Source organism: Leptothoe kymatousa TAU-MAC 1615, from assembly GCF_018739865.1.
GTDB classification, from domain to species: Bacteria; Cyanobacteriota; Cyanobacteriia; order Phormidesmidales; family Phormidesmidaceae; genus Leptothoe; species Leptothoe kymatousa.
Genome location: NZ_JADOER010000010.1, coordinates 83949 through 98624, shown reverse-complemented (window position 1 = coordinate 98624; position 14676 = coordinate 83949). Strand labels below are relative to the sequence as shown.

The 14676-nt window shown below is 49.4% G+C and carries 6 protein-coding genes; 1 reads left to right on the top strand and 5 read right to left on the bottom strand.

What is annotated here, in order from left to right:
• Window positions 1-145 precede the first annotated feature (145 nt).
• The 5 genes from IXB28_RS11545 to IXB28_RS16820 form a co-directional block, all read right to left on the bottom strand.
• Window positions 146-6061 (bottom strand): AAA family ATPase, encoded by a 5916-nt coding sequence (locus IXB28_RS11545; RefSeq protein ID WP_215618751.1) that lies wholly within the window; start codon window positions 6059-6061, stop codon window positions 146-148.
• 367 nt (window positions 6062-6428) lie between these two features.
• Window positions 6429-8021, bottom strand: a complete 1593-nt coding sequence (locus IXB28_RS11540) for a carboxylesterase/lipase family protein (protein ID WP_215618750.1) — start codon at window positions 8019-8021, stop codon at window positions 6429-6431.
• 161 nt (window positions 8022-8182) lie between these two features.
• Window positions 8183-9154 (bottom strand): pentapeptide repeat-containing protein, encoded by a 972-nt coding sequence (locus IXB28_RS16940; RefSeq protein ID WP_215618749.1) that lies wholly within the window; start codon window positions 9152-9154, stop codon window positions 8183-8185.
• Window positions 9155-9409: 255 nt separating this feature from the next.
• On the bottom strand, window positions 9410-12301 hold the full coding sequence (locus IXB28_RS11530) for a DUF4347 domain-containing protein (protein WP_215618748.1): 2892 nt from the start codon (window positions 12299-12301) through the stop codon (window positions 9410-9412).
• A 164-nt stretch (window positions 12302-12465) separates the two neighbouring features.
• Window positions 12466-12591 (bottom strand): hypothetical protein, encoded by a 126-nt coding sequence (locus IXB28_RS16820; protein WP_274609693.1) that lies wholly within the window; start codon window positions 12589-12591, stop codon window positions 12466-12468.
• Between the two features lie 220 nt (window positions 12592-12811).
• Here IXB28_RS16820 and IXB28_RS11525 point away from each other — a divergent pair, with 220 nt between their 5' ends.
• Window positions 12812-14428, top strand: a complete 1617-nt coding sequence (locus IXB28_RS11525) for a cation:proton antiporter (RefSeq protein WP_246559752.1) — start codon at window positions 12812-12814, stop codon at window positions 14426-14428.
• The last annotated feature ends 248 nt before the right edge of the window (window positions 14429-14676 follow it).

Genomic DNA, 14676 nt, shown 5'->3' with positions numbered 1-14676 from the left:
CATCACGGCTGATTTAGGCGACGACCCCGTTGTTAAAGATGCAGTTGATCAATACTTTATAGGCAAAATCAGCGTGGGGATCAGGAACGTTGGGAAAACTCATCAGCCAAAATGGGCAGGCATTTACAAAATAAGGTGGAACAAACTAATCAGCCAAAATGGGCAGGCGTATACAAAACTGAGTACCTTTACCCATTTCTGATTCTACTGTCAAACTTCCCAGATGGGTTTCGGTAACAATTTGATGGGAAATTGCTAACCCTAACCCTGTTCCTTTTCCAACACTTTTTGTAGTAAATAACGTATCGAAAATATTACCTTTAATATTTTCGGGAATACCTGGTCCATTGTCAGCGATAAAAACCTTCACATGCTGTGGGGAATCTACCTCAGTGCGGATTGAAATATGTGGAGCATGGGCTGCCAATTCAGCGGCGCTAAGCCGTTGACTCGCTTCGTCTAGGGCATCAATAGCATTGGCTAGTATATTCATAAATACTTGGTTGAGCTGCCCTGGAAAGCAATTAACGTCGGGAATATCGCCATACTCTTTAATAATGGCAATATCAGGCCGATATTTGTTGACTTTTAGGCGATGCCGCAGAATTAAGATCGTGCTGTCCAGCCCCTTGTGTAGGTCAAATACCTGTCGGGTTTCGGTATCAGCTCGGGAAAAAATACGCAGACTGCTGCTGATATCGGTGATGCGATCGCTACTATCCTGCATTGCCCGCATCAATTTAGGCAGGTCTTCACGAATGTAGTCCAAGTCCAGTGCGGTTAACTCATTAGCGATCTCAGGTCCTGGGTCAGGAAACTGTTGAGCGTAGCGATCAAGTAGTCCCAGCAAATCACTAAAATATTCCTCCGTTGTATCCACATTGCCAAGAATACAGCCAATGGGATTATTGATTTCATGGGCAATGCCCGACACCAAATTCCCCAATGCTGACATTTTCTCACTTTGAACTAGCTGCAGTTGGGACTGCTCTAAATCTGCTAAAGCAAGCTTCAGCTGCTTTGCATTTTCCTGTTTATAGTTAGCTTCTACCGCTAGGGCAATTAGGTTAGCAACAGATTGAATAAAGGCTTGCTCAGATTGATTCCAAACACGTTTCTTACCTATGGTTTCACAACAAATGATGCCACTAATTTCGCCATCCAAGTTAAATCCCGCATCAAGCATAGACACAATATTAAACACACCTAAATAACCGTGCTTAAATTCATAGGTTCGCGGGTCATGCCAAGCATCTTCCACCGATAAAATTGGCTCAGCCAAAATAGCTGAAAAATAGGCTGGATAGTCCACCCTTAAAAGTTCAGTATTGGTCGAGCTATGTTGTCTTTGGGCAGCTTCAAACAAGGAAACACAGCGAATTTTACTGTTCTCTGGATCCAACAACCAAATGCTGACTCTTTCAACATCTAAAAGCTGGGCAACAGTTTCTGTTATCTCTCGATAGGCATCAGTTAGCCTCCCCTGAGAAACACTCACACTTTTGGAAAGCTGAACTAACGCTATGGACTGCCGCTGCATCGCTTGTTCACGGACACGGGCCTGCTGATATAGCTGGGCGTTTTCAAGGGAGATAGCCGCTTGGGTGCAGAGAAAATTGAGAATGACGATACGTTCTTCCGTAAACACACAGCTAACAAAACTATTTTCGAGGTAGACGACGCCAATAAGATTGCCCTGATTGAAAATTGGCAAACATAGCAGACTTTTGGGCTGCCTCTGCTTCAGATACGGATCTATAACAGGCAAATCTGTTTCCAGATCGTCAATAACGATAGCTTCTCGACCATTTTTAACATACTGAATTAACTTTATCGGAAGATTAGGATTATTATTAACTGGCTCAGTCGTCAGCTGTACAGCTTCCAGGGTAGCCGTGGCCCGCACCTGCAGTTCACCGCTCTGATTAGGGAGCAGTAGTACGCAAAGATCTCCGCCAGAATTTTGCAAAATGATTTGAATTAGCTGATTTAGCAGCTCATGCAAAGGCATGTCACAGGAAAGTGCCTGGGATGCCTGCAAAATACTAGCAAAATCAAATATCTGATTAAAGCTATTAACATCCGTTTTTAATCGCAGGGTGGAATGAACCAAATCCTTTGATTCGAATATATTCATTGGCCTGGTTGTCTGTTTTAAGATCGGCCTCAACAGCTCAGGATAGCGACGTTCAAGGTCTGCAACTTTTGCTTTTGCCCCCCAGCGCGAATAGCCATAATAGGCTTCTTGCATATAGATGGCCGCAACATTCTCTTTGCCCCAATTCAGATAAAATCTGGCAGCAAGTTCATTACCCAGGGCTTCTTCTTGAATATAGCCATGGGTTTTAGCACCCGCAATGGCCCGCTCATACAGGTCGATGGCAATGGCCCGCTCACCCAAATAATGGTGTTGTTCCGCTAGCACCAGATCGTATTTATGTTGAAAGTTCATGGGCGCATGTTTTGCCCAATGCCCTATTTTTTCTTGATTTTCATTAACCTGCACCAATATAGAATCCTGTTGCACCTTAGCAACCTCAGGATATTGCGTTAACCGCGCTAAAGAATCATAGACATAAAACAGGGGAATCGTTGCCTGGGCGGTGCTTCCAGCCAAATAGTTAGCGGCTTCAGTCGTATACTCGATGGAGGTCGCCCACTCTCCAAACCAGTAACAAAGCATCGCTTTATGTAAATAGAGACAAAACAATCCCAGTACGTTACTGGATGCATGGTACTGAGCCAACATTTTTGTCTCATCAAAAACCTCACCTACGATTCGATAGGGCTCTTTAGACGTGCCGAGAAGATTTAAGATGACTTGATGTAGGAGGTCGTTGTTATATAAATGAAGTTGTTGCTTAATCCCACGAATCTGCTGACTGTGGGTTGCAACTTTTTTGGCTAGTTCCTGGAGCCGCCCACCGATAATGTAAGACGATTGACTCTCATAATAGCGACTTAGCGCTGCGCCATCTAAATTGCCTGACTCTAGGCCACTTAGATAGGCCGTTTTCAACAGTGGGATACTTTCCCTGAGGTGGACCTTCCAGGGCAAAGTTAAGGCCCCAACCATCAGTAGCACCCGTGTGTTAATTGCTTTGTCATTAAATTTCTGTGCGAGGCTGAGGGCAAGGCGACCAAATGTATACCCCAATTCAATATCCTTGATTTTGCTACACAGCATAAAGCTGTAGCGGGCATAAGCTCCCGCCGACACCGGCGTATTCCCATTTAGAAGAGAAAGTTTAACCTGGGCCAGAACGATTAAGGGAAATAGTTGTGGCTGAGTTAAATACACAGTTGCTGCCATGCTATTTAAAATGCGTAGTGCAGCTAACGAACTGTTATCAGCCATCTGTGGCAGCTCACACAAGGATTCAATTTTTGTCTGAGCAATGAGCGCACCAACCTCTGCCCAAGCTGTTTGAATATCGCCCTGGGTCGGGGTACTGGGGATTGAAATATTTAATCTTTCTAAGCTTTTTAAGCCTATTTCAATCGCGTCTGAAGTACGTTTTTGGGCTGTGTAGGCGAGTAAATTAATTTCCTGCACCTGCACCTTGTCTAAAATGTTTTTTGCATGTTTCAGCACTATATGGGCCCAACGCTGTGAGTTGGCAAAATCTCCCTTGAGGTACGCAGATTCTGTAGCTAGGTCATGGAGTGCCAACGTCAGTTCATAGTTAGTTTGCCAACTCTCTGCCCCCAGCGACTGGATACCAACCACAGCATATCGATAGGCCGCATCATAGGCCGTTGCACGTTTGGCTTTATCGGCGGCCTTTAGATTTAGCTGACAAAGCTGAGCTCGATCAGAAACGTCCGTAACCAGGGCTGCCCCCATATTCCAATGATTGACAATGCTGAAGAGATTATCGGCAACATCTGTGGCATCAAGCAGTAATTTACCAATCTTTAGATGTGTTGTCTGTTTTTTGTCCGCTTGGATTAAACAGTACGCCGCCTGCTGCACACGATCATGCAAAAACTGGTACGTTGGGTTAATTTCCCTTTTTCGATGGTTGGTTTCGAACTGAAAGAATTTATAAACTTGACTCGTGGGTAGTACTACCCCCTCTTTTAAGGCCTGCCATAGGGCCTGGGCGACATCATCAACAGTTTTTTCGACCACAACGGCTAACGTGTTCAAGTCAAATTGATTGCCAACGCAAGCGGCCAATTTTAGAATCTGTTGTGTCTCTAGGGGAAGCTTTTGTAGCTGTGCCACCATAAATTCCACCACATCATCCGTAAGGGCCATCGCTTTAACTTGGGAAAGATCACATTTCCAATGGCTTTCAGCCTGGTCAAAGCTCAGCAAACCGTCTTCGTAGAGTGCTTTGAGAAATCGTGTGGTAAAAAAGGGATTACCTCGGGTTTTGCCATCGACCAATGTGGTTAAAGGCCGGGCCAAATCGGTGGAACATTGTAATGTATCTGCAATTAAGTGATTGGTATCGTCAAAAGCCAGAGGTTTAAGCGGAATGGTGTTAACAATAGCTCGGGATTGCTTAAGTTCATCTACAGCCAGCATTAAAGGATGCACCGATGAGACTTCATTATCTCGATAGGCACCGATTAGTAAACAATATCGATTATTGGTGACCAACAGCTTAATTAACTGGAGGGATGTGGTATCTGCCCATTGTAAATCGTCTAAAAAGATAACTAGGGGATGTTTTACCGTGGAAAAAACCTCAATAAAGCTCTGAAATAGCTGATTGAAACGAGTTTGAGCTGCCTCCCCCGAGAGGGCAATGACCGGTGGCTGATGGCCAATAATTTGTTGCAGTCCTGGAATCACATCGATCAAAACTTGACCATTTTTACCCACCGCATCAAGAATATGGGCTTTCCAGGTTGCCAATTGGGCATCAGACTCGGAGATCAGTTGGCCCATTAAATCTTGTAGGGCTTGTAAAAATGCGGATAAAGGAATATTGCGATTAAACTGATCGAATTTGCCTTTAATGAAGTATCCCCTTTGTCGGGTAATGGGTTTATGTACCTCGTTTACCACAGCGGTTTTGCCAATTCCTGAGAAACCCGCCACCAGCATTAGTTCCGATGTGCTCAATGTGACTCGGTTAAAGGCATTTAGCAGCGCTTGAATTTCTGTTTCGCGGCCATACAGTTTTTCGGGCAGGAGAAATCGATTAACTAAGTCTCGTTGTCTCAGCGCGAATTCAGCAATCTTCCCTTGTCCACGCCATTGGCTAAGACATTCCTCCAGGTCATACTTCAGCCCAAGGGCACTTTGATAACGGTTTTCTGCATTTTTGGCCATCAGGGTGGCCACAATTGTGGCCACTGTGGTTGGTATACTTGGATTGACTTGGTCTACGGCCATTGGCATCTGAGCCAGGTGGCAGTGGATCAGCTCCAACGGATCTTGACTGATGAAGGGCAGTCGACCGGTGAGCAACTGGTATAGCGTCACCCCCAGGGCGTAAAAGTCGGTGCGATAATCAATTCCCCGGTTCATGCGTCCGGTTTGTTCCGGTGCCATGTAGGCCAGGGTGCCTTCTAAGCGCTGAGGACTTTGGATAGTTTGGGTTTCTCGGGGCAACAGGGAGGCCAAGCTGAAGTCAATCAGTTTTATTTGCTTAGAGACCGGGTGAATCAGAATGTTGGTTGGTTTAATATCTTTGTGCATCACCTGATGCTGATGTAGGTGGTGCACAATGGTGGCTAGCTGAACGGCGATATCCAAGCTGTCAGCCAGAGCCATGGGATATTGCTGAGCATATTGTTCTAGATCAATCTCGCCACAGTCCTCCATGACTAGCGCATAGCTGTTGCCCCAGGTCTCTAGGCTGAGGGGATGGACAATACCTGCTATGGGTAGATTTCTGGCAACCGTATACTGGTTCCGAAATTGTACTAAGTCGGCGAAACTTGGATACTCTTGAACTAGCAATTTGACGACCACCGGTCGCTGAGTTGCTGTCTCCATTGCTCTGTAGACCACTGTTTGAGTGCCCTGATAAATACACTCAGCCAAGGTATAACCAGACAACGATAGAGCTGAGTATAGTGGTTCGGCAACGTGGGTCATATGCTCAATGCAAGCGAGGAGGCGGTGTTTAGTCTAAAGATGCCCAGAACAAGTATTCCATTCGTCAAATATAGGTTTGAGATCGTCCCCAACCTGCTGTCTACCGATGCATCAATGGCAACAGGTGTTTGAGCTGGCAAAACCGACTAGAGATAGAACGACCTTAGGGCTTGTTAAAAATTAAAATCATGGTCTTTTTCCTTAAAAGCATGGCTTAACAAGCCTTTTCGGATTAAGCCGTGAATTAGTTGCTTAACAGCTCCTTAGCCGTTGCTGATTGAAAGGATGAAACGGGCCGTAAAGGATGCCATTTTCCAGTCTCTTATAGGCAAGATTATACCGATGATCAACACAACTGGAAAAACCATCACTGTGCATCCATCAACATTGTATCTAGAATAGGCCCTAGATCCCTCACCCAGCTTAAAGGATCTTCAACAACTTTGGTTGTTTCACCAAACACCATGGTAGCGCGTTGAGATTGGCCATAGGTTGGCCAGCTGGGAATATCGGAATGGTTGGGATTAGCCGTTTTTGCAAAGGCAATCCAGGCATTCTGCATTTTATGGGAAAGCTCCTCGGGATGGGTATCTCCTAGGGCCCAGGTCCAGTTATCAAAGTTGCCAAACACCAACGGTAAGTCGAGGGCATGGATCGCCCCCAATTCTGGGTATTGGGGGGCCGCCCAGTCAATCAGGTAGCTATAGGTCGGCGCATGTCTATAGTTTTCTGCAAACATGGCATGGGGGTAGTGCATATAAATGGCGCTGATCAGATCAACCCGTAAATCTTGCTGGCTACGGTCAGGGGAAAAAGGCTGAATCTGTTCAATCAGTTGTTGAATTTGTTGGTTGTTTAATCCTAGGATCTTTAGAAAACCGTTCACAATTTGCCCATGGGGGTTGTTTTTGCCGTAGGACAGTAAAAATAGATGGTATTCGTGTTTCAAGGTGCCATGGAGAACCGGTTTGCCCTGGTGGGCGGCAGCGGCAAAAGCATCGCTGGTGATGCCTTGTAGGCTGTACCAAGGCATTGGATCTGGCCATCCTTTAGAGCGACCATATTGGTAAATGTCCTGTTCTATTGTTTGGAGTGTTTTGGCACTCACCTGTTGTAACTCCTCTAAGGTGGTGGCCTTAGCTTTAGTCAGCACTCGTTGCAACAGCTCCTGGCGATCGGCAGGAATTTCCCAGGCATCGTACACGCCGCTTTGTAAAATCGCTTTATGAAATAGGGGTTCGGCCTCGGGCAACAACAGCAGGGAGGCGGCTAAATAGGCTCCAGCCGATTCCCCCATCAGGGTGACATTATTAGGGTCGCCACCAAACTGTGCAATGTTGCGCTGCACCCAATTTAGCGCAGCAATGACATCCAACTGCCCATTTTGTTTAGATTGTTTTACGTGTTCGTCTCCCAACGGGGATACATCTAGCCACCCTAAGGCACCGAGACGATATTGCACGTTGACAAACACCACATCCCCACGGGTGACAAAGTTTGCGCCGTCGTAGGTGGCGTCGTGGTTGCCACCATTGGCCAGACCACCGCCATGGAGCCAGACGATGACCGGGCGTTTGGCCTGATCTAACTTAGGGGTGGTGACGGTTAGGGATAGACAATCTTCGGACTGCCCTGCTGGATGTTTTTTATTCGTTGCGGTGAATCGTTGAATGCAAATGGGACCGGGCTGGCGGGCATCTAAAATGCCTTGCCAGGGGGCCACTGGTTGGGGGGGCAAAAACCGCAGATGGTCTATGGGTGGGGCAGCAAAGGGAATGCGGGCAAACCGTAGCACGCCCGTTGCATGGGTGTAGCCCAACACATCCCCGGCGGTGGTATGGGCCACAGGCTGGCCGACGGCGTTTTCTAGAAACGTCACCGGGGCTTGTTTCACCACCTGCTTGTTGGGCGACCAGACCCAGGAGAAAGCAGTTGCGATCGCACCTAAGACAGCGCCCAACAAGCGTTTCCCATGGGGTACCCTACGCCAAAAACTATGGATTTTCTTCATCAACGCTAGGGTAAGGCAACAACGGTATTCAAGCCTAGGAACAGCACAGCCTGGAACATAGACCCGATTTTAGCCGCAAGAGTTTCCCCATTGCCCTTCACCCCGCACCCCTAATTGGTATAGCCATCACTCCAGGCGGTCGGTGCCGTTGTTGGCGTATCCGAGTTCCTCGCAATCGTTTCCCTCGTCTCCCTAAACCGATTAGTGGACACACATTCCACCCCTTTGGGCAACGTAACGTCCGACTTGTAATAGCAAACAAACTGACCATCCACCAAACCAGACACCCGACTAAAGTCGGTATTTGCCACCTCAATTCGGTTATTTCCATCGGCAAAGATACTACCTTTGAACTGTCCTAGGTAGGCAAACTTTTCACCCAGTAGACAGTGGAACCTGGCCCCCACCAAATAGCTATGGCTAAAATCTGTTGCCTTTGATGTCACAGCAGCACTCAGCTCGCTCAGGGCTAAACGCGCTCCGGTAAAGTTCGCATTGGAAAGATTGGCCTGATTAAAATTACATCTGGTCAAATTCGCCCCGGTAAAATTGCAGCCGCTTAAATTCGCCGCCGTAAAATTAGAGCCCTGCAAATTACATCCAGAAAAATCGGTGCCCTGCAAATCGGCCTGCTTAAAACTACTGCCGGCAAGATTTGAGCCTTTCCCAACCGCAGTAGGGACATATTGAGTAATCGGTTGGGCAATGGGGGCCATCACCTCAAACTTATATCCCCGACCCTGTTCCCCGACCAAAATAAACCGACTATTCCGTAGCTTAGTGGGCTGACTGTCAGCCACGGCATCCCCATTTAAGCCAGGATAGTGACCAATAAAGGTCACCTCAGACATTTGGGCCCCCGCCATGGAAACGGCCCGATGCTCATGTTGAGGCGCAAAGGAGGTATTTAGGGGATCTCTGTCAATGTGGCCGCCGAGGACATAGTTCTGAGTCAGCGTAGATTTTTCTAAACTAACCCCATTATTTTCCAAAATAATGAGCTTTTTCGGACCATACTCAGCCTGAGCCTGGGGGTGCACTACATTGATCGGATTGAGTTTGAGTGATTCAGGTGTTTGCACCGACTTGAACTCCAATTTCTGTGACTATGGTGATAATACCGAGATACCCGGAATTGTAACCAGCAGATTTATGGAATCTTACCCCGTATTCACAGAACTTATACCGACTTTTAATATCAAGATTTCATAGTTCAAATCCGTGTAATTACTGAGATGTTGCCGGTGTTGATTGGCCGGATGCCACGATCTACAAACGGACGAATGGTCTAGCTATGACCGCTAAAATCATCCTGAGGATCCAGCAATGTCGAGATTTTACACAACAGCAAATTCAACAACGATGTCGTTAAAATCTCGATCACCTAAGTTACCCAGGTCTTCATAGCCAAAAATGTTGTCCCCCAAGAGCTTGGCGTGGTCATTGTTGTTATTCTCGCCGGCGTAGCTAAAATACACAGTACTTGTGGCCGGATCGCCCCCACCGGCCACGAGAAATGTCCCCAGGAAGCCGCCGCCGGTGAACGCCGCTGAAAATTGGTTCACCTGGCCATTTTTTCCCGTCAGCTGGGTGTCCAATTGGTTAGCCAGGGCGGCGGCTTTATATCCCGCATCCCCCGGCCTCAAAATCTCACCGGTGAGGCCATCGAGAATGCCACCATCGCTAAAGTCAGTGGCATATAGCCCCACGGTACTATCTATAGACGCATCGCGATACACGGCAAACACCACGTTAACGGTGCCGGTTTGACCGGTGAGATCAATGGCGGTGGCATCTTCCAATAACAAATTTGTGGTGGCATCGCGGGTAAAGGTTTCCGCCGTTAGCTGGGTGCCATTGCCAAAATCTAAGGAGATTTGAGTATCGTTTAGGGGAGACGGTGTTGCCTGATAAACAACGTCCTCTACTATTAAGTCAAATTCTAGAAATTGGCCTTCCTGGACACCATCGAGACTGAAGGCAGGGCTGTAGCGCTCCGGCAATTGGCCCCCGGCCAAGATAGAAAAGCTCGCAATTTGGGTGCGACTATTGGCATCGGCACTAAAGATAAGAATCTCCCCTGCGGTTGCGATCGCAGCCTGGTCCACCTGTAGCCGCAGGGTATTCGCCACTCCTAGCCCCGTCACCTCCAGCCCCGACAGGGACGTCAGTTTAGCCGGGTTGCCACCATTGAGCGTATAGGTTTCGTCGGTAACCGGCGCTTGGGTACCCAGGGGATTCCCCACCGGGTCCGTAATGTTTTGACCATTGGCTAGGTCTAAACCAACCACACCGCTAAAATTTGCCAGGTCGCCCCCCCCTAAGGTGACATCATAGGCACTGGCACTCACCGCCACTACATTGGTGATGGCCGCCGTAGTCCCACCGGTGGCCGTAAAGTCGGTGGCATCAACATTGAGCACAGCCTCATCAAAGGTGACCCGAAAAACCAAACTGTCAGCGGTGGTGGCAGCGGTGGTGGGCTGTTGCCGCGCAATGCTCAAAAGGCTAGGGGCTAAATCGCGGTTAAAGGCTGCGATCGCGGCATCTGTAAACCCGGTGATCACCACCTGTTGATCGTCCGGGCTTACGGCCACGCCCAGGGCCCCGGCCAGCTGATTGGCCCCATTGCCATCCTGGTCCTGAATCACCTGGTTAACGGTCAACCGCCCGGCGGTGTCGCGATCGAAAACGGTCACCCCATTTTCAGCAAAACTGGTGACCAAAATCTGTTTGTCATCGGGGCTGATGGTAACTTGGCTAAACCCGCGAATTTCCGGCACCCCCGTAATGCCCGTGCCGGCAAAAATATCACTGTCTCCCCCAAAGAGCTGGGCTCCGTTTTCACCGTCGCCAATCACCTGGGCAAAGCTCAAACTACCATCGGCATTGCGATCAAAAACCGTAATGGCCGCATCCCGAGCACTGGCCACATACACTTGGTTGCCATCGGCACTCGCCGCCACACTAGAGGCCCCAAAGAGACTTTGCACCGCCCCCTGTTCATCCTTAATCGACTGGCGAAAGGTTAAATTGCCCGACGAATCTCGATTAAAAACCGTAATGGCAGAGTCCACATGGCTGACCACATACACCTGATCGCCACCGGGGCTAAGGGCCACCCCCGCCGCCCCAAAGAGCTGATTGGCCCCACCCTGGCCATCCTTAATCGACTGCCTCAGGGTGAGGGTGCCAGCCCCATCACGGTCAAACACCGTAATGGCAGAGTCCGTTAAACTCACCACAAACACCTGGGAACCGTCGGCACTCACCGCCACATCCACGGCCCCGGCAAGGCTGTCAACCACATTATTGTTGGGGTCAGGGCGAGTGTTGCGAAGGGACTGTTGCTCGGTCAAGCCCCCGGCACCATCGCGGCTAAAAACACTGAGGCTATCATCCCCCGTGCTGGCCACATACACCTGATTGCCATCGGGGCTCACCGCCACACCAAAGGCCCCCGCCAGCAGTTCTGAGCCGAGAATGTTGCCAATATCAGAACCATCGCGAATCACCTGGCTAAAGCTAATATTGCCTGAGGCATCGCGGTTAAACACCGATATAGCCGACTCTACCGCACTGACCACAAAAATCTGTGAGCCATCGGGACTGATGGCAACGCCAGCGGCACCAAATAACCGATTAGAATCTGGATTACCGCCATCAAAGGTGCCATCCTTAATGTCGTCCTGGAAGGTGAGCACCAGGGTAGAGGGATATTGCGCTAGCACCGTAGGCTGAAATGTGCGAGCGGCCACCGGGGGCCACTGCCCGTTGCCCACCACGGTTGCCGATGCCGTCACCTGGGCTCCCGTCAACCGTGCCAAGGTTTCCACAAACTCCACACCGGCATCCCCCGCTGCCACATGGCAGGCCAACAGATTGAGTCGCGGCGCAGTGGCTGCCTGGAACCAGCTACCTAGATGTAGTGCATAGGCTTCTAAATTACCAAGCTCCAGGTGCGTTGCCCCTAACTGCAAACCGCCGGGAAAGCCATGACCCACTAGGGTTAAGGAGATGGTGGGTTGCTGATATACAATCTCACTAATCTGTTCAATGCCATCCCGATCTGGGTCGAGAATGTGTGCTGTGATACCGGGGCGCAGCCCTGCCAATAGCAGTGGTAAATTATCCACACGGCTATCAAAAAACACTAAAGCAATTTCGTCTATTGGGTTTTGTTGTCCTAGAAACCGACGATAGGCAGACGTGTGCAGAGAGGCGACCATAGGAGCTTTTATAGGAAGATAAATAGCGGCAGCTATTCCCATGTCCAAGGGTCTACATCGATCATCAGTATCTTGCTTTAGGGGTACCGCAAATCACACCAAACGTTTACGTGTCTTTATAGCAGCTGTAAAGTCAGCAGTTGCCTACATAGCAGAAGATTGAATTACGCAATGGCCACCTCAACAACAAGATTTTTATGGTTGCGATCGCTCGGATTGACCTTGGCCTTACGCCAAAATATTGTCTCCTGGAAAAGCGACAACAATTCAATGGTTGGACGAGAAAACAAAAAATGAGGGATTCTTAGTACCTTGAGCGGAGGAGGGGGAATCGGTTGGGGTGTGGCTAACTCCTAGGGAGACGCTTCGACTCCGCTGGCTTCGACTCCGCTCAGCCAGAGGAGAATAACTAACGATCGATGACCAAATTCGTAAGTTTGTCATCGGATAGGTTGTCGATAGAGCGGTGCATCCTTATGATGTAGCCTGACCAACTGGTACCCCTTTGCCATGCCTTTAGATAGCGTTTTGCCTCACTACCATGGCTTTTTGGCCACTGCCGCCGCCGCTGCGGAAATGGCCATGGAAAATGACGTGATTGAAGAAAATTTACGTCAGTTTTTGCTGGTTTTGTCAGTGTCTTTGGGGGTGGCCACCCTGTCACGGGTGGTGAGCTGGCTGCGCAATATTCCCTACACGCTGCTGCTGCTGCTGGTGGGTCTGGGGCTGGCCGTACTCAATGTCAGACTGGTGAACCTATCGCCAGAGCTGATCCTATTTATCTTTCTGCCGCCGCTGTTATTTGAAGCGGCCTGGAATATCAAATGGTCTAACCTGAAGCGCGACTGGGTGCCGATTGTGCTCTATGCCATCATCGGTGTGGTGATTTGTATCGGTGCCCTGCTGTGGGGGTTGGTGAATGTGGCCGGTGCATCCCTGGCGACGGCGCTGCTGGTGGGGGCTAGCCTATCGGCGACGGATCCGGTGTCGGTGGTGGCCCTATTTCGAGAGCTGGGGGTGAATAAACGTCTGACCACCCTGATGGAGGGGGAAAGTCTTTTTAATGATGGGGTGGCGGTTGTTGCCTTTAACCTGGTGCTGGGTATTGCCCTAGGTGTAGAACAGTTTGACCTGTCGGTGACGATTGCTCAGTTTTTGGTATTCACCGGCATTGGGGCGAGTGTGGGGGCCCTAATCGGCTTTGGCATTTCCTTTTTGACCCAACGGTTTGATTTGCCCTTGGTGGAGCAGTCGCTCACACTGGTGTCGGCCTATGGCACCTATATTGTGGCGGAGGAACTGGGGGGATCGGGCGTTATTGCTGTGGTGACAACAGCATTGATTTTGGGAAATTTTGGCTCCCGCATCGGTATGAACCCTAGGACGCGGCTAGTGGTGTCAGAATTTTGGGAGTTTTTAGCATTTTTTGTAAACTCCATCGTATTTTTGCTGATTGGCGACCAGGTGCAGTTTAGTAGCCTGAGCAATTATACGGATTCCATTGCCATTGCGATCGCAACCATGCTCCTGGCCCGACTGGTCAGCGTATTTGGCCTCAGCTTCTTTAGCAACATGATCACCCCGGACAACGAAGATATTAGCTGGCAGGGGCAAACCGTGCTGTGGTGGGGCGGTCTGCGGGGATCCGTATCCGTCGCCCTAGCCCTGAGCGTCCCTGCGGCCCTAGCCGAACGGGAAGAGATTATCGCCACCGTGTTTGGGGTGATGCTATTCACCCTATTGGTCCAGGGCCTAACCACCAAACCCCTGCTAGAAAGCCTGAACCTACTGGGGGATCAGCCCCTACGCCAAAAATATATGCAGGGTATCGCCCGGCGGGTGGCCCTAAACCGCGTCATCAGTCGGCTAAAGGAACTGATCGAACGCCAGGAAGTGGACTCTGAATTTGGCCGCTATCAGCTGGCCCTCGTAGAGGGGCAAATCGATAAACTCCAAGAAGAAATGCAAACCATGCAAGCCACCAACCCCGACTTACAAGCCTTTGCCGCAGAGCAAATCAAGGAAGAACTTTTAGCCATCGAATCCGACACCTATGCCGAATTTATTCGCGCAGGCCAAATTAAGGATGAACTGGCCCCCCTGCTACAGGATGTATTGACCGATTAACAACCTGGGCACCGAGGATCGGCCCGAGGATCGGTAATTTTATAGGTCATACCCAGACCAATAGCCCGCTTTACAGATCGTTTCATCCCCTAAAGCAGCAATGGCCCAAACTGTTCCATAGGTGCCCCGGAACCAAACATGGGCATCTAGCGTCCATGATGGTCAACTCCTAACAGTGAGATGGGTAGTCTATATCTTGCAGCATCCTATCTCGCTCTGCTAGGTGGGGATCTGCTAAAAACGCCCTA